Below are 25,233 nucleotides of genomic sequence, written 5' to 3' on the forward strand. Positions count from 1 at the left end.
GCGAGGCGGACGGGCACCGTCCGGAAGGCGGTCACCGCGCGGCAGACGGGTGCCGTGATCGCGGATGAGACGATCGACCGGAGTGCCGGAATCGACGCCGTCCAGGGCGTGGTTCCCGCTTCGCGCTCCGGGGACGCCATTATTGGAACCGTGAACGAGCCCCGAAGACGCATGTCAGGCAAGGAGCGCCGGGAACAGCTGATCCAGATCAGCCGGTCCCTGTTCGCCGAGAAGGGGTTCGACGGCACCTCGGTGGAGGAGATAGCCGCCACCGCCAACGTCTCCAAGCCGGTGGTCTACGAGCACTTCGGCGGCAAGGAAGGCGTCTACGCGGTCGTCGTCGACCGTGAGATGGACAAGCTGCTCGGCATGGTGACCGAGGCCCTGTCGGCCTCGCACGCGCTGATCAAGCTGGAGCGGGCCGCCCTGGCGCTGCTCGCCTACGTGGAGGAGAACAGCGAGGGTTTCCGGATCCTGATCCGCGACTCCCATGCCGCCTCCGGGACGGGCACGTTCGCCAGCCTGATCAACGACATCGCCAGTCAGGTCGAGGACGTCATGGTGGACGAGTTCGTCCGCCGGGGCTACGAGCCCAAGCACGCCCCGATGTACGCGCAGATGCTGGTCGGCATGGTGGCGCTGACCGGCCAGTGGTGGCTGGACGTGCGCCGGCCGCCGCGCGAGGAGGTGGCCGCCCACCTGGTCAACCTCGCCTGGAACGGTCTGAAGGGCCTGGACCCGCATCCCCGCCTGACCGCCGCCCGCGGCCCGGACCAGCTGCGCCCCCGGCCGTCGGAGAAGGAACTCCGGGAGCGGGAGAAGGCCCGCGAACGCGACCTGAAGGAGCTGGAGAAGGTCCGCGAGCGCGAGCGGCGCGAGGCCGAGAAGCTCGCCCGCGAGCAGGAGAAGGCCCGCCAGCGCGAGCAGCGGGAGGCCGAGAAGGCGCGGGAGCGGGAACTGAAGGATCAGGAACGGCTGCTCAGGGAGCGGGAGAAGGCCCGCGAGCGCGAGCTGAAGGAGCTGGAGAAGACGCGCCAGCGCGAGCAGCGGGAGGCCGCCAGACAGGCCAGGCTCTCCGAGCACCCCGGCGAGCCGCCGGAATCCTGAACCCACGGGGTCCCGGACCCGCGGGATCCCGGGCCTGCGGTCCCGAACCCACGGACCCGAACCCAAGGGATCCCCGGACCTGCGGTTCCGAACCCATGGACCCCGATCCCACGGCCCCACAGGGCCTGAGCCCGCGGGGCCTCGAATCCGCGGGCTCCCGGACCGGCGGGGGTCCCGAACCGCTCCTGCGGGTGACAGCGCTCGTTGATCCGGCGTTCACGTTGAGTTTCCAAAAACCGGGCATTGTCGTCATATGTCGGTAGAAGTCGCTCACACTGACCCCGGAGATCAGCCCCTTCCCCAGGACCGCTTCCTCAACCGCGAGGAGAGCTGGCTCCAGTTCAACCAGCGGGTGCTGGAGCTGGCCGAGGACCCTTCCCTCCCTCTCCTGGAACGGGTCAGGTTCCTCGCGATCTTCGCCAGCAACCTCGACGAGTTCTTCCGGGTGCGGGTGGCCGGCCTCAAACGGCGGATGGCCACCGGCCTGCTGCTGCGGACCAAGAGCGGGCTGAAGCCCAGCGAGGAGCTCGCCAGGATCTCCGCGATCGCCCACGAGCTCGCACTACGGCACGCGGCCTGCTTCCGCGAGCTGCTGTGCCCGCTGCTCGCCGCCGAGGGCATCGAGATCGTGCGCTGGGACGACCTGGGCCGCGACGAGCGCACCGAGATGCGCAGGCTGTTCCGGGAGCGGATCCGGCCGGTGCTCACCCCGCTCGCCGTGGACCCGGCCCACCCGTTCCCCTACATCTCCGGGCTGTCGCTGAACCTCGCGGTCACCGTACGCAACCCGGTGACCGGTCACACCGTCTTCGCCCGGGTGAAGGTGCCGAGCCGGCTCCCCCGCTTCGTCGCGGCGTCCGGGGACCGGTTCGTGCCGCTGGAGGATGTGATCGCCGCCCACCTCGGCCAGCTCTTCAAGGGCATGGAGATCGTCGAGCACCACGCCTTCCGGGTCACCCGCAACGAGGATCTGGACGTGGACGAGGACGTCACCGAGAACCTCATGCAGGCGCTGGAGCGCGAGCTGCTCCGGCGCCGCTTCGGCCCGCCGGTCCGGCTGGAGGTCGAGGAGAGCATCACCCCCGAGGTGCTCGACCTGCTGGTGGACGAGCTGGGCGTGGCCCCGCACGAGATCTACCGGCTGCCCGGCCCGCTGGACCTGACCGGCATGCACGCCATCGCCGACCTGGACCGGGGCGAGCTGGGCTTCCGCCCGTTCGTGCCCGCCGAGGTCGTGCACGTCTCCGACGACATCTTCGCGGTGCTGCGCGAGCGGGACGTGCTGCTGCACCACCCGTACGACTCCTTCGCCACGAGCGTGCAGCGCTTCATCGAGCAGGCGGCGGCGGACCCGAACGTGCTGGCCATCAAGCAGACGCTCTACCGGACCAGCGGCGAGTCGCCGATCGTGGACGCGCTGATCGACGCGGCCGAGGCCGGCAAGCAGGTCGTCGTGGTGGTGGAGATCAAGGCGCGGTTCGACGAGCACGCCAACATCACCTGGGCCCGCAAGCTGGAGCGGGCCGGCTGCCACGTGGTCTACGGCGTGGTCGGCCTGAAGACCCACTGCAAGCTGGCGCTGGTGGTACGGCAGGAGCCCTCGGGCGAGCTGCGCGCCTACTGCCACATCGGCACCGGCAACTACAACCCCAAGACCGCCCGTGTCTACGAGGATCTGGGCCTGCTCACCGCCGACCCGCTGGTCGGCGAGGACGTCACCGACCTGTTCATCCACCTGACCGGCTACTCCGCCCACTCGGCCTACCGGCGGCTGCTGGTGGCGCCGCACTCGCTGCGCGGCGGGCTGGTGGCCAGGATCGAGCGGGAGACCGCCCACCAGGAGGCGGGCCGCCCGGCGGGCATCAGGATCAAGACGAACTCCCTGGTGGACGAGCCGGTCATCGACGCGCTCTACCGCGCCTCGCGGGCGGGCGTCCCGGTGGACCTGTGGGTGCGGGGAGTCTGCACGCTGCGGCCGGGCGTCCCGGGGCTGTCGGAGAACATCCGGGTCAGGAGCGTACTGGGCCGGTTCCTGGAGCACTCACGGATCTACGAGTTCGGCCGGGGCCGACGGCCGGAGATCTGGATCGGCAGCGCCGACCTGATGCGCCGCAACCTGGACCGCCGGGTCGAGGCGCTGGTGAAGGTGACGAGCCAGCGGCAGCGGGCATACCTGTCGGACCTGCTGGACCTCGCGATGTCGGAGGACACCGCCACCTGGTGGCTCAACGGCGACGGCACATGGACCCGGCACGACGGCGCGGACCTGCAGGACCACCTGATCGGCACCCGGCGATGGAGGACGATCGATGACTGACCCGGACACCCGCCCGGCGGACCCGATCCGCGCGGCCGGGGCGGTGGTGTGGCGGGGCCGGGAGTCCGCGCCGGAGGTCGCGCTCGTGCACCGGCCGAAGTACGGCGACTGGACGTTCCCCAAGGGCAAGCTGCACCCGGGCGAGCACGTCGTCGCCGGAGCCCTGCGTGAGGTGGCCGAGGAGACGGGCCTGGCGCTGCTGCTCGGCCGGCCGCTGCCGCCGGTCCATTACCTGATCGGCGGCCGGTCCAAGCGGGTCGACTACTGGACGGCCAGGGTGGCGCCCGGCGTCCGTCCCGTCGCCGAACGGGAGGACGACGAGGTGGACGAGGTCGCCTGGGTGCCGGCGGCCGAGGCCGCGCGGCTGCTGACCTACGAGTGGGACACCGCCCTGCTGGACGCGCTCGCCGCCGCGCCGCTGGCCACCACCCCGCTCGTCCTCGTACGGCACGCCCTGGCCGGGTCGCGCGAGAAGTGGGAGGGCGACGACGACGAGCGGCCGATCGACCGGGACGGCGCGGCGCAGGCCGCCGCGCTGGCCGGCGTCCTGCCCGGCTACCTGCCCGCCGAGCTGGTCAGCTCCCCCAGCAGGCGGTGCGTGCAGACGCTGGAACCGTACGCGGGCCGGGCCGGTCTCGCGATCCGCCCGGAGCCGGCGCTGTCGGAGAGCCGCCACGACCCCGACACGGCCCTGCGCCTGGTCACCGGTCTCCTGTCCGCCAGCCGGCCCGCCGCGCTCTGCAGCCACGGCAAGGTCCTGCCCGGCCTGATGACCGGCGTCGGCGTGGGACGGGAGGAGGCCCGCCTGCCCAAGGGCGGCTTCATGGTGCTCCACCACGCCGCGGGCCGCCTCGTCGCCACCGAGAGCCACCCCGTCTGATTCCCGCCCCGTACGTCCCCCGGCCGGACGGGCGCGGTAGGACCGGCGGGCGCCGTAGGACCGGCGGGCGCCGTAGGACCCGGCCGGGGGACGTACGGGACGCACGGCCGGTGTACGGGACGGACGGCGGGCTCACGGGTGGGTGGGCGGACGTGCGCGTGCGGGCAAGGTTCGTGCGCGGATGCGCAATGACAGGCGCTCCCCCGTCTGCGACCGTCGTGTAGTCGCTGCTCATCATCGCCCGCCGTCCGCGCCGTCCGCGGCCGCCGCCCGTCTTCCCGTACGGCCGGCGGCACACCCCGTCGTCCCCGGTGCCCCGATGCAGGCGCCCGCGCCGGGAGCGGCGCCGGGCGGCGGGCGGGCCCCAAGGAGACCGTGTGTCGCTGGTGGACGGAAAACCCTTCAGCAAGATCCCGAACGGCGCCAGGACGATCATCTCGTGCGTCCTCGCCCTGCTCTGCCTGCTGATCGCCCAGGCTCCTCCCGCGGCCGGTGAGACGCCGGCGTCCGGGGAGTCCGCGGTCGCGGCGACCACCCTGGTCACCCCGAAGAAGCAGACGCTCAAGCTGTTGCAGTTCAACATGGCCGGGGCGGCGAAGAACGGAGGGGAGTACGGGGTCGTCGACAGGATCATCCAGGAGGTCCAGGCGCGCAAACCCGATGTGATCTCCCTCAACGAGGTCTGCAACCGGCAGTACGACCACCTCCGGGTGCGACTGGAGGAGATCGGGCACGCCATGGACGGCCTCTTCCAGGAGTCCAAGGCCCTCGTCCCCCAGTGCCAGGTCGGTCTCGACATCCGCAACAAGGCGGGTAACGCCGTCCTGGTCCGCGGCACGGTGAACGCCCGTTACAGCTACCTGTTCAGCACGGACCACAAGCTCTACGAGGGCTCTATCCCGATCCCCCCGCAGGACCGCAGCGTCGCCTGCGTGGACGCCACCTTCGCCCTGCCCCTCGACAGCGTGAAGGCGTGCTCGACCCACCTCTCCCCCAAGGACGGCTCCGCGAGCAACCCCTACGCCGCGCCGGAGGCCGAGGCCAAGGAGCTGGCCAGGGTCTTCGGGCCGGAGGCCAAGAACAGGGCGTTCATCCTCATGGGCGACCTGAACCTCAAGCCCGGCAACCCCGCGCTCAACTCGCTGTACGCCCCCGCCGCGGGCACCACCGGGGAGTTCTGGGAGACCGACATGCACTACTACTGCTCCGACACCTTCTGTGACGGGCCGGTGCAGGGCGGTGACCCCAGCCACGCCGAGGGGAAGATCGACTACACGTTCGTCGGACGTAAGCACTTCAGCTTCGCGCACCAGAACGTCCAGATGGTCGACGCCGGCAACTGCGGCGACCACATCTGCTCGGACCACAAGATGTTCCGCAGCGAGGTCACCCTCCACCAGTGGGCGACGATCCCCGGGCTGGTGCGCAACAACTACAGCGGCAAATGCCTGAGCGTCACCGGCACGGCGAACGGCGCCAAGGCCCTGCAGGCCACCTGCAACCCCCTCTCCGGTGACCAGCGCTGGCGGTTCCAGCACGCCTTCTGGGGTGAGTACTTCCTCGTCAAGGACAACGGCAGCTGCCTCCAGAACCCCAGCAGCGTCAACAAGGCCGGGGCCGTGCAGACCCTGTGCTACCTGGACGACTCCATGCAGCGCTGGCTCCCCGACCAGCCCCAGCCGGGGATGGTGCGGCTCGTCGGCTCCGGAAAGTGCCTGATGGTCGGCAGCCTGAACGTCGGCACGGCGGTGATGAACGCCACCTGCGACCAGACGGCCACCGCCCATCGCTGGACCTCTCCCTGACCGCCGCCGATCCCCGCGGCTCCGGCGCGACCACGCCGGAGCCGCGCCCGGACCCGGGTCCCGCCCACGGCCGGTCCCGGTCCGGGCCGGGGATCACAGGAGCTTCGCGACCGCCTTCGACGTCTTCTTCCACAGGCGGGGGAACTCCTCGCGGGCCCGCTCGGTGCGGGCCCGCTCCAGGCCGGTCAGCACGCCGTAGGTGAAGGTGTCCTCCCCGGCCCGCCGCGCGGCGTCGGCGACCGCGGCCAGCCGTCCCTGGGCGACGACGCCGTCCATGCGGGCGCCCAGTGCCTCCTGTACGGCCTCGGCCCGCCCGGCGAGCTCGTCCATGCCGATCGCCTCGGCGGTGTAGCGGGCCCGCTTGGCGGCCTTGCGCACGTCGTGCATGGCGTGCTCGCGTCCGGCGGGGTCGGTGACGGCCAGGGCGGCCCGGTGCGCCTTGACCACGCGCCGCCAGCTCTTGGCGGCCAGGGCGCGGAGGGTCTTGGCCGGCCGGTCCGCCGCGCCGGTCAGCGCCGGGGCGCCGGTCAGCGCGTCGAGGGCGTCCAGCAGGGCGAAGTAGCGCTCGCCGCGCAGCGCCTCCCGCGCCCGGTCCAGGGCCTCGCGTTCGGCGGCCCCGAGTTCGGCGTCGAGGCGGAGCCGGACGGGGCCCGCCACCGCCCCCTCCCCGAGGGCGTCGAACCCGGCGATGAGGCGCTCCCTGACCACCTCGGCGTCCCGTGCCTCGCCGAGCACCCGGCCCAGCCACTTCAGCTCCTCCCGGAGCCCGGCGGTGTCCTCCACGACGCCGCCGAACGATTTCAGCGCGCTGCGGAGCCGGCGGGCGGCGACGCGCATCCGGTGCACGGCGTCGTCGTCGGCCCGCCGTACGCGGGGGTCCTGGGCGAGCAGGGCGTCCGCCTGGGCGGTGAGGTAGCCGGTGACGACCTCGCCCGCGGAGCCGGGCCGGGTGCGCGGGCCGGGCCGCTCGGGGATGGGACGGGCGGAGCCGAGCACGCGGACGAGCTTGCTCGGCGACGCGGCGGGGACGGCCCCGGCGGCGGCCAGCCGCTTGCCGACCTTGCGGAGCAGCCGTTCGTCGCCCCCGACCAGCTCGGCCTCCACCTCGCGCCACCGTTCCACGTGCGGCCCGGATCCGGGTTCGCCGCCCGCGACGGCTTCGGGGACGGAGCCGGTCACCTGGTCGTCGGCGATCTCCACCAGCCGCACGCCCGCACCGTTGACCAGGGTGGTCACCGTACGCCGCGTCTCCAGCTCCGCGACGGGGGCCAGGGGCGCGCCCCGGGTGAGGGCGAGCACGAGGTCGGCGAGGTCGGCGGGGACGGTCGTCGCGCTCCGGCCGAGCGGGCGGGTGATCTCCTGCCGGGCGCCCCCGGCCTTGGGCAGCTTCAGGTGCCAGCCGGCGTCGGTGCCGCCCCTGCGGCGGCGCAGCGTGACGCCGCGCGCGGCCAGCCGCAGGTCGGGGGTGTCGAAGTAGACGGCGGCGAGCCGGTGGGTCACCGGCCCGGCGGCCCCGGTGACCCCGGGCAGCCCGGTCAGGTCCGGGACCTCGAACCCGGCGGGCACGTCGAACTTGTCCTCGATCTCCATCGCCACAGGCCACCCCCGGTCTACCGGACACATCTCTCACGTCACACGCAGTGGGTATTGATGCCCAGTTCTGCGCCCGGAAACGTCGGAAGGTCCCGCCGGTCGGTCCCCGACGTCAGGCCGGGCCGAGGGCCGGAGGCCGGAGTCTCCGGGCAGCCGATCGTCCGGACCGGCCCGGAGCCCTCTACCTGCGGGCGACCACGAAGATCCTGCGGAACGGGAAGACCGTCCCGTACGGCCTGCGCGGGTACGCCTCGCCCAGCCGCGCGCCGCACTCGGCGAGGAACTCCTCCGTCTCCCGGGGGTCCAGCCGGTCGAGCGCGGGCCGCAGGGCGGTGCCGCTGACCCAGCGCAGCACGGCGTCCTCGCCTGAAAGGACGTGCAGGTAGGTGGTCTCCCAGGCGTCCACCCGGCAGCCGAGCCCGGACAGCAGGTCCAGGTACTCGGCCGGTTCGCCGACCGGGGCGTCCCGCGTGAGGTCCCCGAGCCGGTCGCGCCACCTGTCCGCGGCGTACAGCTCGCGGATGATCCGGTGGCTGGGGAAGTCGAAGTTGCCGGGCACCTGGAAGGCGAGGTGCCCGCCGGGGGCGAGCGCGTCCACCCAGGCGGGCAGCAGCTCGCGGTGTCCGGGCACCCACTGCAGGAGGGCGTTGGAGACCAGCACGTCCACCGGCCGTCCGGGCCGCCACCGGGTGGCGTCCTCGACGGAGAAGGTCAGCCGCCCGCCCGGCACCGCCTTGGCGATCATCGCGGGCGAGGAGTCGAAGCCGTGGACGTCGGCCTCGGGCCACCGCGCGGCGAGGTGCGCGGTGAGCTCGCCGCCGCCGCAGCCGGCGTCCACCACGTACGAGGGCCGCTCGGCCGCTACTCTGGCCGTGAGCTCGAAGAAGGGGCGCGCACGCTCACCGGCGTAGCGGCCATAGGTCACGGGGTCCCACATATCTCTTGACATCAAGATAATTGATATCCACCGAGATATCTCGATGTCAAGAGAGATAGAATCGCGGCATGACGCTGCAGCACGCGGACGACGGCGACGGCCGGGCGGACCGGCACGAGGACGAGGTCGACCGGCTGGTGGCCGCCTGGCGCGTCGAGCGCCCGGAGCTCGACGTGGCACCCCTCCAGGTGCTCAGCCGGGTCTCCCGCCTCGCCCGCCACCTGGACCGCGCCCGCCGGACGTCCTTCGCCGAACACAGCCTGGAGATCTGGGAGTTCGACGTGCTGACGGCGCTGCGCCGGGCCGGCGAGCCGTACGAGCTGAGCCCCGGGGCACTGCTCCGCGCGACCCTGGTGACCTCCGGGACGATGACCAACCGGATCGACCGCCTCGCCGCGGCCGGGCTGGTCCGGCGGCGGCCCGACCCCGAGGACCGGCGGGGGGTGCTGGTGTCGCTCACCGACACCGGGCGGGAACGGGTGGACGGCGCCTTCGACGACCTGCTCCGGCGTGAGCGCGACCTGCTGGCGGCGCTGGGAGAGCATGAACAGCAGGTCCTCGCGGACCTGCTGCGCACGCTACTCGTCCCTTTTGACGCCGATGACACCGGAGCTTCCGGAGCGCACGGATGATCTACTGCCCGCCTGCCGGCGGGTAAACCGGCCGGAGACGATCGATCAGCCGCGGCCGGCGGGGTCCGCGCCGGCCGGGGGAACGGCGGCCACCCGGTCATCCGCCCGGAAAGCCGGACGCCCCGGTCACTCGCCGAGGCGGTCGGCCGTCTCCAGCCACTCGGCCTCGATCCCGTCCTTCTCGGCCAGGATCTCCTTGAGCTCGGCGTCCAGCGAGGCCAACCGGCCGTAGTCGGAGGCGGCCTCGGCCATGGCGGCGTGCAGCCTCTCCTCCCGGCCACTCAGCTTGTCGAGCTGGCGCTCCAGGCGGGACAGCTCCTTGCGCAGCTCCCGCTCCTCCTTGGCCGACAGGCCCGCCTGGGCCGCCGGGGCCTTCGCCCCGTCCGCCGACGCGGCAGGAGCGGCGAACGCGGCGGACGCCGACCCGCCGCCGGCGGCGCGGGCCGACAGCGCCGCGCCCGAGGCCCGCCGGGCGAGGTACTCGTCCACCCCGCCGGGCAGCATCGACAGCCTCCCGTCGCCGAGCAGCGCCACGACCCGGTCGCACACCCGCTCCAGGAAGTAGCGGTCGTGGCTCACCAGGATCAGCGTGCCGGGCCAGCCGTCGAGCAGGTCCTCCAACTCGTTCAGCGTCTCGATGTCGAGGTCGTTGGTCGGCTCGTCGAGCAGCAGCACGTTCGGGTCATCCATCAGCAGCCGCAGCATCTGCAGCCGCCGCCGCTCGCCGCCGGACAGGTCGCCGACGACCTTCCACTGCGCCTCGCCCTTGAAGCCGAGCCTCTCCAGCAGCGCCGAGGCCGTCCACTCCTTCTTGCCGACCTGGACGAACTTGCGGACCTCCTCGACCGTCTCCAGCACCCGCCGGGCGGGGTCGAGCTCGGCCAGCTCCTGCGACAGGTGCGCCAGGCGGACTGTGCGGCCCCGCACGACCCGCCCCGAGTCGGGCTCGACCGTGCCGGACAGCAGCCGCAGCACCGAGGACTTGCCCGAGCCGTTCACCCCGATCAGGCCGATCCGGTCGCCCGGACCGAACTGCCAGGTCGAGTGATCCAGCACCAGCGGGCCCCGGCCGGGGCCGCCGGCGTGCAGGGTGACGTCCTCCAGGTCGTAGACCGTACGGCCCAGCCGCGCCGCGGCGAACTTGACCAACTCGACGGTCTCCCGCGCCGGCGGCTCGTCGGCGATCAGCGCCTGGGCGGCGTCGATGCGGAACTTCGGCTTGGAGGTGCGGGCGGGCGGGCCACGCCGCAGCCAGGCGATCTCCTTGCGCATGAGGTTCTGGCGGCGCGCCTCGGCCGCGGCGGCGATCCGGGCGCGCTCGGCCTTGGCCAGCACGTAGGCGGCGTACCCGCCCTCGTAGCGCTCGACCGAGCCGTCCACGACCTCCCAGGTGCGCGTGGAGACGGCGTCCAGGAACCACCGGTCGTGGGTCACCACCAGCAGCGCCGACCGGCGGCCCGCGAGGTGCCTGGCCAGCCAGTCGATGGCCTCGATGTCGAGGTGGTTGGTGGGCTCGTCCAGGATGATCAGCTCGTGCTCGCCGATCAGCAGCCGGGCCAGCGCCGTACGGCGCCGCTCGCCGCCCGACAGGCTCCCGACCGGGGCGGTGAGATCGATGTCGCCGAGGAGGTTGGCGAGGATCTCGCGGATGCCGGCGTCGCCCGCCCACTCGTGCTCGGCACGGCCGCCGAGGACGGTCTCGCCGACCGGCCGGTCCGGGTCGAGGTCGTCGCCCTGGGACAGCACGCCGATCTGCAGGCCGCGGTTGTGGGTGACGCGCCCCTCATTGGGCTTGAGGGCGCCGGCGATCACCGAGATGAGCGTGGTCTTGCCGCCGCCGTTGCGGCCGACCACCCCGATGCGGTCGCCCGCCTCGATGCCGAGGGAGACGTCGCTGAGGAGGGGCTTGGGGCCGTATGAGTGGGATACCGACTCGAGGTTGACCAGATTCATCGCCCTACAAGGGTATCCGCTCCCGGACCGCGCGGCCGTCGCCCCGGAGAGGACCGGGCCCGCCGGCCGATCGCCGGGGCCCGGACGGCGCGGCGCGTGCCGTGGGCCGGCCGCGTCAGTGGCGCTGCCCGACCGCCGGGCCCGGAACGGGGCCGTGGGCGGTCACCGCGTCGCGGGCCACGCCCTCGGCCCGCAGCGCGGCGGCCAGCTCGGCCGCGTGGGCCTCGGACTCGGCCAGGAAGGCGCAGGTCGGGCCGGAGCCGGAGACGAGCGCGCCCAGCGCGCCGTGCTCGCGCCCGGCGTCCAGCGTCCGGGCCAGGGAGCGGCGGAGCATGACGGCGGCGGGCTGCAGGTCGTTGGCCAGCTCCGCGCCCAGCGCCTTGGCGTCCCCCCGGCGCAGCGCGTCCAGCAGCGGCTCCGACGCCTGCGGCCAGGCGGCCTCGACGCCCGTCGCCTCACGGATCCGGTCACACTCGGCGTAGACGGCGGGCGTGGACAGGCCACCCTCGGCCAGGGCGAACACCCAGTGGAAGGTGCCGCCGACCTCAAGGGGGGTCAGCCGCTCCCCCCGGCCGGTGCCGACGGCCGTCCCGCCGAGCAGGGCGAACGGGACGTCGCTGCCGATGTCCGCGCCGATCTCCATCAGGTCCGCGAGCGGCAGGCCCAGTCCCCACAGCTCGTTGCAGGCCACCAGCGCCGCGGCGGCGTCGGCGCTGCCGCCCGCCATCCCCCCGGCGACCGGGATCGACTTGCGGATCAGCAGGCTCACGCCGTACGACCGGCCGGCGTGGCGGGCCAGCGCGGAGGCCGCGCGGATGGCGAGGTTGTCGTCGTCCTCGGGCACCTGGCCGGCGCTGTCACCTTCGACGCGGACCCGCATCCCGGTCTCGGCGGTGGCCGTCACCTCATCGAAGATCGAGACGGCGTGGAAGACGTTCACCAGGTCGTGGTAGCCGTCGTCACGCAGCGGCCCGACCGCCAGTTGCAGGTTCACCTTGGCCGGCACGCGGACGGTCACGGAGTTCATGGGTCCTCAAGGCTTTCGCTCAGGGGATGACGAGGTCCGATCGTAGCCGGGTGAGGCTCCGCCTCCCCGCCAACCCCCGACGTTTCGCCACGCTAGAGCCGGTTTTGGGACCGACGCGCGCCAAAGGTCCGTGGAACGCACTTTAAGGGCGGTTCTCCGCGATCCGCGCGAAGTCCTCGACCGTGAGCTGCTCGCCCCGGAGCGACGGATCGACCCCCGCCGCCCGCAGCGCCCGCTCGGCGGCGGCGGGCGAGCCGGCCCAGGAGGCCAGGGCTGCGCGCAGGGTCTTGCGGCGCTGGGCGAAGGCGGCGTCCACGGCCGCGAAGACGTCCTCGCGGGACGCCCCGGTGGTGGGCGGCTCACGGCGGGTCATCGCGACGAGGCCGGAGTCGACGTTGGGCGCCGGCCAGAAGACCGTACGGCCGACGGGGCCGGCCCGGCGCACGTCGGCATACCAGGCGGCCTTGACCGACGGGATGCCGTACACGCGGGAGCCGGGCGTCGCGGCCAGCCGGTCGGCCACCTCGGACTGGACCATGACCAGCACGGTGCGCAGCGACGGCAGGACCTGCAGCAGGTGCAGCACCACCGGGACCGCGACGTTGTAGGGGAGGTTGGCCACCAGCGCGGTCGGCGGGTCCCCCGGCAGGTCGCCGGGGGCGATCCGGAGGGCGTCGGCGTGCACGACGGCGAGCCGGCCGGCCAGCTCGGGGGCGTGCTCGGCGACGGTCAGCGGGAGCTGTCCGGCCAGCACCGGATCGATCTCCACCGCCGTCACGGCGCGGGCCTCGGGCAGCAGCGCCAGGGTCAGCGAGCCCAGGCCGGGGCCGACCTCGATGACCACGTCGTCGGGGCGCAACCCGGCTGCGCGGACGATCTTGCGGACCGTGCCGCCGTCGATGACGAAGTTCTGGCCGAGCTTCTTGGTGGGGCGGATGCCGAGCCGCGCCGCCAGGTCGCGGATCTCCACCGGTCCCAGGAGGCCGCTCATGCCCGCCCCCCGCGTGCCGCCGCCGGGCGCCCCTCGCGTGCCGCCGCCGGCCGCGCCCCGCGCGTCACCGCGCACGTCACCGCGGGTCGCGCCCCGCGCGTCGCCGCGGGTGCCACCGCGCGCGTCACCACAGGTGTCACCATGCGCCGAAGACCGCCTCGCCGTTCGCGCTGATCACGCGGGCCAGGGCGTCCGGGTCGGTCCCCCGGACCTCGGCCAGGCAGCGCAGGGTGAGGGGGATCAGGTAGGGGGCGTTGGGCTTGCCCCGGTGCGGCGTCGGCGGGAGGTAGGGCGCGTCGGTCTCGACCAGCAGCAGCTCGTCGGGCGCGACCGCCGCGGCCTCGCGGAGGTAGCCGGCGTTCTTGTAGGTGACCGGCCCGGAGAAGGACATGAAGTAGCCGGCCTCGGCGCACCGCTTCGCCATCGCGGCGTCGCCGGAGAAGCTGTGGAAGACCACCACGTCGGGGGCGCCCTGTTCGGCGAGCACGGCCAGCACGTCGTCGTGGGCCTCGCGGTCGTGGATCACCAGGGCCCGGCCCGTCCGCTTGGCGATCTCGATGTGCGCGCGGAAGCTCGCGTGCTGGTCGTCCCTGGAGGCCCAGTCGCGGTAGTAGTCGAGGCCGGTCTCGCCCACCGCGCGGACGTGCGGCAGGCGGGCCAGCTCCTCGATCTCGGCGAGGACCTCCGGGGTCGCGGCGTGCGCCTCGTTGGGGTGGATCGCCACCGCGGCGTACACGTCGGGGTGCGCCGCGGCCGCCTCGGCGTTCCACCGCGAGGACGGCAGGTCGTAGCCGACGGTGACCAGCCGGGTCACGCCCACCGCGCGGGACTGCCGGACGATCTCCTCGACGCTCGCCCTGGCCGCCTGCGCGGCCAGGGCGACCGGGTCGCCCGAGGACGCCTGACGGTGACCCACCATGATGTCCAGGTGGCAGTGGCTGTCGAACACCTCGGCGGCGAGGGGCTCGGGGGCTGCGGGAAGCCTGGTTTCGCTCATCGTCGCGGTCAGTCGCCCAGCCGGGCGAGCTCCTCGTCGACGATCTTGGGGTCCAGCTTGGAGAACAGCGGGGTCGGCGGCGCCAGCGGGACGCCGGCCCGGATGGGCGTGGACTCCCAGCGCGCGGCGCCGTCGTAGGACCCGGTGATGATCGGGTAGCTCCGGGCGGGATCGTCGAGGTCCTCGACCTCCCGGATCTCCGGCATGCCGGACCAGGCGCCCTCGCCGCCGAGCATGGCGTGGACCTTGTCGGAGGAGGCGGGCAGCACCGGGGTCAGCAGGGTCTTGGCGTCGTCGACGACCTGCAGGGCGACGTGCAGGATCGACTTCACCCGCTCCGGGTCGTCCTTACGCTTCCACGGCTCCTGCTCGGCGAGGTACTTGTTCGCCTCGCGGATGACGTCGAACGCCTCGTTCGTGGCGTTCTTGAACCGGGAGCGCTCGAACTCCGCGGCGACCCGGGGGAAGGCGGCCCTGCTGCGCTCCAGCATGGCGCGGTCGGCGTCGGTGAGGTCGCCCGCCTCGGGGATGGTCCCGAAGTTCTTGGCGGCCATCGAGATCGAGCGGTTGACCAGGTTGCCCCAGGCCGCCACCAGCTCGCCGTTGTTGCGGTTGAGGAACTCCGACCAGGTGAAGTCGGTGTCCTGGGTCTCCGGTCCGGCCACGGCGATGTAGTAGCGCAGCGCGTCGGCGTCGTAGCGCGCCAGGAAGTCGCGCACGTAGATGACGACCTGGCGGGAGGAGGAGAACTTGCGGCCCTCCATGGTGAGGAACTCGCTGGAGACGACCTCCGACGGCAGGCTCAGCTCGCCGAGGGAGCCGGGCCGGCCGTCGCGGGCGCCCTGGCCGTTGTAGCCGAACAGCAGCGCCGGCCAGATCTCCGCGTGGAAGACGATGTTGTCCTTGCCCATGAAGTAGTAGCCCCGGGCGTCGGGGTTCTGCCACCACTGCCGCCAGGCGTCGGGGTCGCCGGAGCGGCGGGCCCACTCGACGGAGGCGCTGAGGTAGCCGATGACGGCGTCGAACCACACGTACAGCCGCTTGTTGGGCTGGTCGCGCCAGCCGTCCAGCGGGATCGGCACGCCCCAGTCGAGGTCGCGGCTCATCGCGCGGGGCTGCAGGTCGCCCAGGAGGTTCAGGGCGAACTTCAGGACGTTGGGCCGCCACTCGCCCTGCTTCGACTGCAGCCAGGAGCCCAGGACCTCGGCGAACGCGGGCAGGTCGAGCATGAAGTGCTCGGTCTCGACGAAGACCGGGGTCTCACCGTTGATCCGGCTGACCGGGTTGATCAGCTGGATCGGGTCGAGCTGGTTGCCGCAGTTGTCGCACTGGTCGCCGCGGGCGCCGTCGAAGTGGCAGATCGGGCAGGTGCCCTCGATGTAGCGGTCCGGCAGGGTGCGGCCGGTGGACGGCGAGATCGCCCCCATGGTGGTGCGGGGGAAGATGTAGCCGTTGTCGTACAGGCCCTTGAAGACCTCCTGCACCACCGCGTAGTGGTTGGCGGTGGTGGTGCGGGTGAACAGGTCGTAGGACAGCCCCAGGCCCCGGAGGTCCTCGGCGATCACCCGGTTGTAGCGGTCGGCGAGCTCGCGGGCGGTCACACCTTCCTTGTCGGCCTGGACCTGGATCGGGGTGCCGTGCTCGTCGGTCCCGCTCACCATCAGGACCTTGTTGCCCGCCATCCGCTGGTAGCGGCTGAAGATGTCGGACGGCACGCCGAAGCCGGACACGTGCCCGATGTGGCGGGGGCCGTTGGCGTAGGGCCAGGCGACCGCGGTCAGGATGTGGTGGGACATGTGCCCAAGCCTAAGGGACGTCACCCGGGCTTCGCCGCCCGGAATCCGGAGGCGCCGCCCGGTGAAACCTCAGGCGCCGCCCCGGCTGCCGGCTGGCTCGTCGTGGTTCCCTGCGCGGCCGTCCTCCCGGCTGACGGCCTCGGCCGCCTCCTCCGCCGCGGAGGCCGCCACGTCGATGGGCGTCTCCTTGGTACGGCGGATGCCGAGGATGCTGACGAACAGGGCCGCGAAGATGGTCTGGAAGCTCATGACCAGCGCGGTGGCCGAGGGCACGACCAGGCGCAGCGACTCCGACGGGATCAGCGTGCCGAAGCTGCGGGTCTGCCAGTGGACCAGCGAGGCCACCAGGCCGCCGAGACCGGCCAGGGCCAGCAGGCCGCCCACGACCAGGCCCTTCTCCAGGGTGACCACGTCGACGAGCTTGCGCACCCTCCGGTCCTCCGGCAGGAAGCCCTCCTCGGCCGCGTACACCTTGGTGAAGACCGCGAACAGCATCGCCTGGAAGCCGATCACCACTGCGGCCGACGCCCCGACCAGGGTGTCGACGTCGAAGGCGAGCTTGCCGATGTAGACCGGGCCGAAGGTCAGCGCGGTGCCCGCCACCAGGCCCAGGATCATCAGGACCAGGCCCGGGATCAGGAACAGCCAGCGGGGGCTGTAGAGGAGCAGGAAGCGCAGGTGACGCCAGCCGTCGCGCCAGGAGCGCAGGTGCGGCGGGCGGGAGCGGCCGTCCGGCGAGAGCGTGGTGGGCACCTCGCGCACGTCGAGGCCGGAGAGCGTCGAGCGCACCACCATCTCGCTGGCGAACTCCATGCCGCCGGTCTGCAGGCCGAGCCGCAGGATGGAGTCGCGGCGGAAGCCCCGCAGGCCGCAGTGGAAGTCGCCGATGGCGCTGGGGAAGAACAGCCGGCCGATGAACGACAGCACCGGGTTGCCGAGGTAACGGTGCAGCGGGGGCATGGCCCCCGGCGCGATGCCTCCCTTGAACCGGTTGCCCATCACCAGGTCGGCGCCGTCTCGCAGCTGCTCGACGAACGGCAGCAGCGAGGTGAAGTCGTAGGAGTCGTCGGCGTCGCCCATGATGACGTACTTGCCGCGCGCCGCGCGGATGCCGCCCAGGAGCGCGTTGCCGTACCCCTTGGCGTCCACGTGGACGACCCGGGCGCCGGCGTCGCGCGCCAGCTGCTGCGAGCCGTCGGTGCTGCCGTTGTCGGCGATCAGCACCTCACCGTCGATCCCGTGGTCCCGCATGCAGGCCAGCGCCTTGCGTACGCAGGTCTCCACGGTTTCCGCCTCGTTCAGGCATGGCATGACCACGGTCAGTTCCACGTCTCAACCCTTCGATCCGGCACAAGCCAATCTCATCATGATGCCCTGTGCCGACCCGTGCGCGGGGCAACTCCGTGAAAGGACTGGCATCCTGTAAGGCATGGTTACCGTGGCCGAACGACCATGCCTGGACGAGCCTCCAGCGGGCTGGAGAGCGCGTCTGGCGGCGTTCGCCCGCCGTCACCGCGTCTTCCTCGCCGCCCTGGCGGCGGCGTTCGCGCTGCGGCTGGTGACCATGATCGGGTACGGCCCGGCGCTGTGGTTCAACGACTCCTACGACTACGTCTCCGGGGCGGTGCACCCCGAACGACCCAGTGCCCTGCGGCCGAACGGTTATTCCTTCTGGCTGCTTCTGCTCAGACCCTTTCACAGTTTCGGGCTGGTGGCCTTCACCCAGCACCTCATGGGCCTCGCCGTCGCCGTCCTGATGTACGCGCTGCTGCGCCGGAGGTTCGGGCTGCCCGCCTGGGGGGCGACGCTGGCGACGGTGCCGGTGCTGTTCGACGCCTACCAGATCCAGCTCGAACACCTGATCATGTCCGACACCATGTTCATGCTGCTGGTCGTCGGCGTCGTGACGCTGGTGCTGTGGCATCGGAGGATGTCGTGGCGGCTGGGCGCCGTCGTCGGCCTGCTGCTCGCCCTGACCGCGCTCACCCGGTCGATCGGCCTGCCGATCCTCGCGCTGGTGGTGGCCTACCTCCTGGTCAAGCGGACCGGCTGGCGGCCGGCCGCCGCCATGGTGACGGCCTGCGCGATCCCGGTGACGGCGTACATGGCGTGGTTCGCCTCCGCGCACGGCAACTTCGCGATGACCAACAGCGACGGCGCGATCCTCTACATGCGCACGGCGCTGTTCTCCGACTGCAAGAAGATGGGCGTCGACCCGCGCAAGGAGCTGGAACTGGCGCTGCTGTGCATCACCACGCCTCCGGACCAGCGTTCCTTCTCCGGCCAGGGCTACCTGTGGTGGGCCAACGGCGAGGGCCAGCGATTCCACGCCTTCGGCTCCGGCACGACCTTCACCCCGGAGATGAACGGGGTCGCCGGAGACTTCGCCAAGCGGGCCATCCTCTCCCAGCCCGGCGACTACCTCGCCCGGGTCGGCCTCGACTTCGTCCGCGCCTTCCACTGGGGCCGGCCGCGCTTCCCCGACGCCAAGACCTATCTGCAGTACGAGTTCCCCTTCGAGGACAGGGTGCTGCCCTCGTGGTCGTCGTACAGGGGCACCACCGACGGCGACGCCCAGCTCTACGACTCCGGCCTGGGGACCGCGAAGATCGACGGCCGGGTGAAGGTGGTCGGCACCCAGGTGCGCGACCCGTGGGCCGCCTTCATGCAGGGCTACCAGCGGACCGTGCGGATGCCCGGACTGGTGCTCGGGGTGCTGCTGCTGGTCGGCCTGGCCGGGGTGGCGGTGCGCTGGCGCAGGCTGGGCGGCCCGGTGCTGCTGCCGTGGCTGGCCTCCTTCGGCCTCCTCCTGGCCCCGGCGGCCACCGCCGAGTTCGACTACCGCTACCTGCTGCCCGCGGTGCCGCTGGCCTGCCTGGCCGCCGCGATCTCACTGCGGCACGGGGTGCCGTGGCTTCGGCGGGCCCGCGTCATCCCCGTCATCCCCGGTGGACGGCGTCGTACAGGATCCGCTTAGGCACGCCCGCGCCCTTGGCGACGTCGACGATCGCCTGTTTCCTGGGCGTCCCCGCCTCCTCGCGGCGGGCCACCTCCTCGACCAGTTCCCCGATCGACGGGGGCTCGTCGTCGTGGACGCGCCCGGCGACGACCACGGTGATCTCGCCCCTGACCCCGCCGGCCGCCCACTCGGCCAGCTCGCCGAGGCCGCCCCGCCGTACCTCCTCGTAGGTCTTGGTGAGCTCGCGGCAGACGGCGGCGGGCCGGTCGGGGCCGAACGCCCCGGCCATCGCCTCCAGCGCGGCGGCGAGCCGGTGCGGCGCCTCGAAGAACACCATCGTGCGCTCCTCGGCGGCCAGGGCGGCGAGCCTGCGGGCGCGCTCGCCGGGCTTGCGCGGCGGGAAGCCCTCGAAGCAGAAGCGGTCGCTGGGCAGGCCGGACACGGCCAGGGCGGTGGTGACCGCCGACGGGCCGGGCAGCGAGGTGACCGTGATCCCGGCCTCCACGGCCAGGTGGGTCAGGCGGTAGCCGGGGTCGGAGACGCCGGGCATCCCGGCGTCGGTGATCACCAGGACGGTACGGCCCTCCTGGAGCGCGGCGAGGAGTTCGGCGGCCCGGCCGGACTCGTTGGCGTCGTAGTAGGAGACGACGCGCCCGCCGATCTCGGCGCCCAGCTCCGCGGCCAGCCGGCGCAGGCGCCGGGTGTCCTCGGCCGCGACCACGTCGGCGTTCTCCAGGGCGTCACGCAGCCTCGGGGAGGCGTCGCCCGCCTGCCCGATCGGGGCCCCCGCCAGCACCAGCCTGCCGTTGTCCGTCACGTCCCCATCCTCGCGCATCCGGGGGCGGGCCTCCGCCGGGGACCGCCCCCCGGACCGCTCGCAGATCGTCCGTGGGCCGCCCGCAGACCGTCTGGAGACCGTCGTGGCCGTCTGGATGCCGTCTGAAGGCCGCCTGGAGGCCGTACCCGTTCACCGGCACGTCTCGGGGCTCGGCCCTCCGCCGGGACCGTCCCACCCGCGGGGCAACCCTGGATCACTCGGGAATATCACCCTCAATTGGGCATGCGGCCGGGGTTTCCCTGGGTTACCGGGCGGGGTGCCCCTTACGATGGCCGGGTGGCCGTGACCGATTTCACCAACAAGGGGTTCGAGCAGTCCGACCCCTCGCCGACCCGCGAATCGGCACGCTCCGTGCGCGACCGTCTGGTCCCGCCGATGCCCGGGAGCGTCCTGTGGGGATGGCTGGGCCCGGCGCTGGTGGCGGCGTTCGGGGCGATACTGCGCTTCGTCGACCTGGGCCGCCCGAAGGCGGTCATGTTCGACGAGACGTACTACGCCAAGGACGGCTTCGCGCTGCTGAACTTCGGCACCGAGCACACCCCGGTGGACAACGCCAACACGCTGCTGATCCAGGGCAACACCGACATCTGGCAGCGATGCGCGGCCGACCAGCTCGACAAGTGCGCCTCCTACGTCGTCCACCCCCCGCTGGGCAAGTGGATGATCGCGCTGGGCGAGCAGATCTTCGGCATGACCCCGTTCGGCTGGCGCTTCGCCGCCGCCCTCACCGGCGCCCTGTCGATCCTCATCCTGGCCCGCGTCGCCCGCCGGATGACCCGCTCCACCCTGCTCGGCTGCCTGGCCGGGCTGCTGCTGTCGGTCGAGGGCCTGCACTTCGTGCTGTCCCGCACCGCGCTGCTCGACATCTTCCTGATGTTCTGGGTCCTGGCCGGCTTCGCCTGCCTGGTCACCGACCGCGACGAGGCCCGCGCCCGCCTGGCCGCCTGGTACGAGACCTCGACGCTCGACGAGCACGGCCCCTGGCTCGGCTGGCGTCCCTGGCGTGTCGCGGCCGGCGTCTGCCTGGGCGCGGCCTGCGCCGTCAAGTGGTCCGGCATCTTCTTCCTGATCGCCTTCGCCGTCATGTCCCTCATCTGGGACGCCGGCGCCCGCAAGGCCGTCGGCCTGCGCAGGCCGTACGGCGGCGCGGCGAGCAAGGACCTGCCGACCGCGCTGACCGCCATGGCCCTCGCCCCCGCCGTCGCCTACATCGTCTCCTGGAGCGGCTGGTTCGCCACCGCCGGCGGCTGGGGCCGCAACTGGGACCGCGCCACCGGCCACGGTCCCGCCTATTTCGTCTTCGACTCGGTCCGGTCGTGGCTCGCCTACCACTTCCAGGTCCTCGGCTTCCACAGCGGCCTGACCACGCCGCACAACTACCAGTCCGAGCCGTGGAGCTGGCCGCTGCTGCTGCGCCCGGTGGCGTTCTTCTACGAGACGCCCCAGTCCGGCTGCGGCGGGCAGGGCTGCTCGCAGGCCGTCCTCGGGGTCGGCACCCCGATCATCTGGTACGGCGGGCTCGCCGCGCTCGTCGCCATGTTCACCTGGTACGTCTCGGCCCGCGACTGGCGGGCGGGGGCCGTGCTGCTCGCCTACCTCGCGGGCTGGCTGCCCTGGTTCTACTGGGCGATCGCCGACAACCGCACGATGTTCCTGTTCTACGCGGCCCCGATGGTGCCGTTCATGATCCTGGCGCTGACCCTGGCCGCCGGGCTCATACTGGGCCGCGCGGACGCCCCGCAGCGCAGGCGTATGGTCGGAGGGGTGGTCGTCGGCTCCTTCACGCTGCTGGCGCTCCTGAACTTCTGGTGGCTGTACCCCGTCCTCACCGCCGAGATCATTCCCTACACGGACTGGAGCGCGCGGATGCTCTTCAAGAAGGGCTGGATCTGATCGTTCCCATGTGGTGCCCGGATGCGGATTTCCCAGGGTAGGCATGACGGTGCATGACCCACTGCGTCACCTCCATCGTCAGGGCAGGCCCGGCCACGGCAGGCTGCGAAGCGTGCCCGCGCCGGACGTGGCCGCGCTGCTGACCGAGCTGGAACGGTCGGAGCCCCGGCACGCCGGCCGTGCCCGCGACGCGATCGACCGGCTCACCGGCGGCGAGCCGCTGGAGGCCCTCACCGAGCTGACCGTGTGCGAGTTCCTCTGGTACACGCTGCCGACGCAGGTCGCGGGCGACCGGGAGGCGGTCGCCTCGGCGCTGGGCAGGCTGCTCGCACTGGGCGGCCTCGACCGCTACGCCGCGCTCTGCTCCTCACCGGTCACCGCGCGGGTCCTGCGGGCCTACGAGCGGTCGGAGGAGGCCGGGACGGCCGCCTGCCGGCGCGCCCTGGACGCCACAGGCCTGCTCCCGCCCGACCTCCCCGAGCTGCGGTGGAGCTCGATCATGGGTCCCGAGGAGCGGGGCGCGCACGGCGCCTGCTCCGCCGCGCTGGAGCTCGCCCTCGTCTGCGGGGAGCCGGCCGGGGACTCGGCCGCCGGACGCGAGGCGCTGACCCGCCGCTGGCTGACCGAGCCCCGCGCCGACCTCGGCGGCGACAGCTGGCTGCACCGGGTCCGGGGCGAGCGGCTCAACCGCTGGGTGCTGGGCCGGGGCGACGCCTGGCGCGAGCTCGCCCAGCCCTTCGAGGCGCACCTGCACGCCCCGGTCCCGGCCCCGGCCGGAACGTTCCTCCCCGCGCTGCGGTGGCTGCTGGAACTGGGCCGCCGCCCGGGCGGGATGGTCCCTCCGGCTCAGGGCCCCGGCCCGTCCCGCCCGGCGCCCGGCGGGAGCCGCTGGAGCGAGGGGGAGCTGGAGGCGGCCCGCGAGCTGGCCGAGGGTCGCATGGGCGCGCTGCGCCGCGTGGGCCGGAGGCTGGTGACCACCCGGGAGGGGCGGCGCCTGCTCGGTGACCGCGACCTGCTGTGGGAGGCGGCGTCCGCCGCGCTCCTGGCCCCCGCGCCCGGGGAGGACGCCTTCCGGGCCTCGGCCCGTGAGGCGGCGCTGATGCTGCTCGCCGAGGGCGCCCCCGCCGACCGCGAACGCGTCGCCGAAGTGGTCGGCCGCGGGGAGGGCCGGGCCCGGGAGGTGGACGCCGTCCTGGCCGACCTCGCGCGGCGCCTGGCCGCCTTCGGGCTGCGGACCGGTGGGCGGCTGACCCCGGCGGGCCGGTCCGCGGTCCTGGCGGCGCTGCGCAGCCACGCCCTGCGTCCCCGCTCGTACGCCGGGGCGTCATGACCGCTCCCGCCACCGGTGGCGGCCATCACTCACTGAATCCGACTATTCACCCAAATGACGGGCAGGTGCCCTCCGTGTCCGAGCACCACTCCCCCGATCACGCCTCCTCCGCGTCCCCCCGGGCCGCGACGGCCGACCCCGAGGCACCCGATCCGGTCGCGATCGACCCCGTCGACGCGGCCGAGCCCGCCGAGCCGATCCTCACCTCGGCCGGTCCCCTGCGTCCGCTCGGCGAGTCCGCGGACGACACCTCCGAACTGCCCTTCGGGCGGCCGGGCCGGTCCATGCGCAACCACCCGTTCGTGTTCGGCTTCACCGCCGCGCTCGGCGTGCTCACCGCCTGGTGGCTGGTCCAGGCCGTGGTGAGCGCCAGCTCGGTGATCATCCTGATCATCGTCTCGCTCTTCCTCGCCATCGGCCTGAACCCGGCTGTCGAAGCCCTGCAGCGCTACGGCCTGCCCCGCGTGGCGGCGATCACCGCGGTCTTCCTCTGCGTCATCGCCGTCTTCGTCGCGTTCGGCCTGGCCATCGTGCCGCCGCTGACCACGCAGTCCACCGACTTCGTGCAGAACCTCCCGCAATACGTGCAGGAGCTGCAGAACAACCCGCTGATCCGTGACCTGGATGCGCGATTCCAGATCCTGGAACGGGTCCAGCAGTACGTGACGAGCGGCGACTTCGGCAGCCAGATGTTCGGCGGCGTGCTCGGCTTCGGCCAGGTGCTCATCGGCGCGGTCTTCAACTCCCTGACCGTGCTGGTCCTGACGCTGTACTTCCTGGGCTCCCTCAACTCCCTGAAGAAGATGGCCTACCGCCTGGTGCCGCGCTCGCGCCGTACCCGGGCGAGCCTGCTCGGCGACGAGATCATCGGCAGCATCGGCGGCTACGTCGCCGGGAACCTCATCATCTCCCTGATCGCCGGGGTGGCGACCTTCTTCTTCCTCGTCCTCATGAAGGTCCCCTACGCCCTGGCGCTCTCCCTGATCGTGGCCGTGACCGACCTGATCCCGATGGTGGGCGCATTCATCGGCGCGGGGGCGGCCTCCCTGGTCGGGTTCTTCGTCTCGCCCACGGTCGGCATCGTCTGCGTCATCTTCTTCACCGTGTACCAGCAGATCGAGAACTACTGGATCGCACCGAGCGTGATGAAGAGCTCGGTGGACGTCCCACCCCTCGCCACGGTCGTCGGAGCGCTGCTCGGCGGCGCCCTGCTCGGCGTGGTGGGCGCGCTGCTGGGCATCCCGCTGGTCGCGGCCATCCTGCTCATCGTCCGCGAGGTGGTCATGCCCCGCCAGGAACAGGTCTGACGTCGCGCCGGGTCCCCTGCCACACGGCGTCGAGCCGGGCGGTCTGCTCCCCGTTCAGCTCGACGCGCGTCGCCGCCATGTTCTCCTCCAGGTGCGTGACGCTGCCGGTGCCCGGGATCGGCAGCATCACGGGTGAGCGGGCCAGCAGCCAGGAGAGCGCCACCTGCACCGGGGTGCCGCCGACCTCCCGCGCGACCTCCGCGAGCGGCCCGTCCGTGGCGGCGTGCGCGCCGTTTGCCACCGGCTCCCAGGGGATGAAGGCGATCCCGGCGGCCTCACAGTGGCCGAGGACGTCCTCGTGCCGCCGGTCGGTGAGGTTGTAGCGGTTCTGCACGCCGGCGATCGGAACGATCCGGCGGGCCTCCTCGATCTGGGCGACGCCGACCTCCGACAGCCCGATGTGGCGGATCTTGCCCTCGTCCCGTAACCGCTTGAGGGCGCCGATCTGGTCGGCGAAGGGCACCTGGGGATCGACGCGGTGGAGCTGGAACAGCTCGATCCGCTCCAGCCGGAGGCGGAGCAGGCTCAGTTCGGCCTGCTGGATGAGGTATTCCGGGCGGCCCAGCGGCACCCATCGCCCGCGGCCCGGACGGCTCTGTCCCGCCTTGGTGGCGATGACCAGACCGCGCGGGTAGGGGTGAAGCGCCTGGGCCAGCAGTTCCTCGTTGGCGCCCAGGCCATAGGCGTCGGCGGTGTCGATGAGGGTCACCCCGAGTTCGACGGCCCGCCGTACGACCGCGATCGCGGCGGACGGATCCTTGGGCGGCCCCCAGTCGGTCAGCTGCATCGCGCCGAAGCCGAGCGGGTGCACGGGCAGGTCTCCACCGATCCGGAAAGTGTTCATGGCCGTCACCCTGGCGCTTCGCGATCG

General features: G+C 72.7%; 19 protein-coding genes. 9 read left to right on the forward strand and 10 right to left on the reverse strand.

Features of this window, described 5'->3' with window-relative positions; all coding sequences use genetic code 11:
• Positions 1-150: 150 nt before the first annotated feature.
• The 4 genes from ACFYSC_RS05360 (at position 151) to ACFYSC_RS05375 (ending at position 6,109) form a co-directional block, all read left to right on the forward strand.
• Entirely contained in the window at positions 151-1,107 is a 957-nt protein-coding gene (locus ACFYSC_RS05360; protein WP_389956985.1) for a TetR family transcriptional regulator, read from the forward strand.
• 253 nt (positions 1,108-1,360) lie between these two features.
• Positions 1,361-3,424 (forward strand): RNA degradosome polyphosphate kinase, encoded by a 2,064-nt coding sequence (locus ACFYSC_RS05365; protein WP_389956988.1) that lies wholly within the window; start codon positions 1,361-1,363, stop codon positions 3,422-3,424.
• Positions 3,417-4,304 carry an NUDIX domain-containing protein gene (locus ACFYSC_RS05370; protein ID WP_389956991.1) on the forward strand — a complete coding sequence of 296 codons (888 nt, stop codon included), beginning with the start codon at positions 3,417-3,419 and terminating at the stop codon, positions 4,302-4,304. Before ACFYSC_RS05365 ends, ACFYSC_RS05370 begins: the two co-directional genes overlap by 8 nt.
• A gap of 377 nt (positions 4,305-4,681) precedes the next feature.
• Positions 4,682-6,109 carry an endonuclease/exonuclease/phosphatase family protein gene (locus ACFYSC_RS05375; protein WP_389956993.1) on the forward strand — a complete coding sequence of 476 codons (1,428 nt, stop codon included), beginning with the start codon at positions 4,682-4,684 and terminating at the stop codon, positions 6,107-6,109.
• Positions 6,110-6,202: 93 nt separating this feature from the next.
• Here the strand turns inward: ACFYSC_RS05375 and ACFYSC_RS05380 are convergent, their stop codons facing one another.
• Complete coding sequence (locus ACFYSC_RS05380; RefSeq protein ID WP_389956996.1) at positions 6,203-7,699, reverse strand: CHAD domain-containing protein; 1,497 nt, start codon at positions 7,697-7,699, stop codon at positions 6,203-6,205.
• Positions 7,700-7,883: 184 nt separating this feature from the next.
• On the reverse strand, positions 7,884-8,651 hold the full coding sequence (locus ACFYSC_RS05385; protein ID WP_389956999.1) for a trans-aconitate 2-methyltransferase: 768 nt from the start codon (positions 8,649-8,651) through the stop codon (positions 7,884-7,886).
• A gap of 56 nt (positions 8,652-8,707) precedes the next feature.
• On the opposite strand from ACFYSC_RS05385, the gene ACFYSC_RS05390 reads away from it, so the two are divergent.
• Positions 8,708-9,271: a MarR family winged helix-turn-helix transcriptional regulator gene (locus ACFYSC_RS05390; RefSeq protein ID WP_389957002.1), complete on the forward strand. Its 564-nt coding sequence runs from the start codon at positions 8,708-8,710 to the stop codon at positions 9,269-9,271.
• A gap of 126 nt (positions 9,272-9,397) precedes the next feature.
• Here the strand turns inward: ACFYSC_RS05390 and ACFYSC_RS05395 are convergent, their stop codons facing one another.
• The 6 genes from ACFYSC_RS05395 to ACFYSC_RS05420 form a co-directional block, all read right to left on the reverse strand.
• Positions 9,398-11,224, reverse strand: a complete 1,827-nt coding sequence (locus ACFYSC_RS05395; protein ID WP_389957005.1) for an ABC-F family ATP-binding cassette domain-containing protein — start codon at positions 11,222-11,224, stop codon at positions 9,398-9,400.
• A 115-nt stretch (positions 11,225-11,339) separates the two neighbouring features.
• Complete coding sequence (locus tag ACFYSC_RS05400) at positions 11,340-12,251, reverse strand: 4-(cytidine 5'-diphospho)-2-C-methyl-D-erythritol kinase (protein WP_389957008.1); 912 nt, start codon at positions 12,249-12,251, stop codon at positions 11,340-11,342.
• Positions 12,252-12,393: 142 nt separating this feature from the next.
• Entirely contained in the window at positions 12,394-13,242 is an 849-nt protein-coding gene (rsmA, locus tag ACFYSC_RS05405) for a 16S rRNA (adenine(1518)-N(6)/adenine(1519)-N(6))-dimethyltransferase RsmA (RefSeq protein WP_389957012.1), read from the reverse strand.
• A 136-nt stretch (positions 13,243-13,378) separates the two neighbouring features.
• On the reverse strand, positions 13,379-14,239 hold the full coding sequence (locus ACFYSC_RS05410; protein ID WP_389957015.1) for a TatD family hydrolase: 861 nt from the start codon (positions 14,237-14,239) through the stop codon (positions 13,379-13,381).
• An 8-nt stretch (positions 14,240-14,247) separates the two neighbouring features.
• Positions 14,248-16,035, reverse strand: a complete 1,788-nt coding sequence (gene metG / locus ACFYSC_RS05415) for a methionine--tRNA ligase (RefSeq protein ID WP_362930998.1) — start codon at positions 16,033-16,035, stop codon at positions 14,248-14,250.
• A gap of 69 nt (positions 16,036-16,104) precedes the next feature.
• Positions 16,105-17,364, reverse strand: a complete 1,260-nt coding sequence (locus ACFYSC_RS05420; RefSeq protein ID WP_362930996.1) for a glycosyltransferase family 2 protein — start codon at positions 17,362-17,364, stop codon at positions 16,105-16,107.
• A 100-nt stretch (positions 17,365-17,464) separates the two neighbouring features.
• Between ACFYSC_RS05420 and ACFYSC_RS05425 the strand changes: the two genes are divergently transcribed.
• Positions 17,465-19,012, forward strand: a complete 1,548-nt coding sequence (locus tag ACFYSC_RS05425) for a hypothetical protein (RefSeq protein WP_389957020.1) — start codon at positions 17,465-17,467, stop codon at positions 19,010-19,012.
• Here the strand turns inward: ACFYSC_RS05425 and rsmI are convergent.
• The gene (rsmI, locus tag ACFYSC_RS05430) at positions 18,975-19,829 is read right to left on the reverse strand and encodes a 16S rRNA (cytidine(1402)-2'-O)-methyltransferase (protein WP_389957023.1); all 855 of its coding nucleotides are present in this window, start codon (positions 19,827-19,829) and stop codon (positions 18,975-18,977) included. The genes ACFYSC_RS05425 and rsmI overlap by 38 nt on opposite strands.
• 225 nt (positions 19,830-20,054) lie before the next feature.
• On the opposite strand from rsmI, the gene ACFYSC_RS05435 reads away from it, so the two are divergent.
• From ACFYSC_RS05435 to ACFYSC_RS05445, 3 genes are all read left to right on the forward strand, one after another.
• The gene (locus tag ACFYSC_RS05435; protein ID WP_389957936.1) at positions 20,055-21,725 is read left to right on the forward strand and encodes a dolichyl-phosphate-mannose--protein mannosyltransferase; all 1,671 of its coding nucleotides are present in this window, start codon (positions 20,055-20,057) and stop codon (positions 21,723-21,725) included.
• A gap of 43 nt (positions 21,726-21,768) precedes the next feature.
• Positions 21,769-23,055, forward strand: coding sequence for a hypothetical protein (locus tag ACFYSC_RS05440; RefSeq protein WP_389957027.1), 1,287 nt, complete (start codon positions 21,769-21,771; stop codon positions 23,053-23,055).
• A gap of 74 nt (positions 23,056-23,129) precedes the next feature.
• Entirely contained in the window at positions 23,130-24,362 is a 1,233-nt protein-coding gene (locus ACFYSC_RS05445; protein WP_389957030.1) for an AI-2E family transporter, read from the forward strand.
• On the opposite strand, the gene ACFYSC_RS05450 is transcribed toward ACFYSC_RS05445, so the two are convergent.
• A complete protein-coding gene (locus tag ACFYSC_RS05450) occupies positions 24,337-25,206 on the reverse strand; it encodes an aldo/keto reductase (RefSeq protein WP_389957033.1) in 870 nt (289 codons plus the stop codon). The two genes, ACFYSC_RS05445 and ACFYSC_RS05450, sit on opposite strands and share 26 nt — an antisense overlap.
• Positions 25,207-25,233: the final 27 nt, after the last annotated feature.

The sequence above is a fragment of the Streptosporangium sp. NPDC004379 genome, assembly GCF_042873875.1.
Lineage (GTDB): Bacteria > Actinomycetota > Actinomycetes > Streptosporangiales > Streptosporangiaceae > Streptosporangium.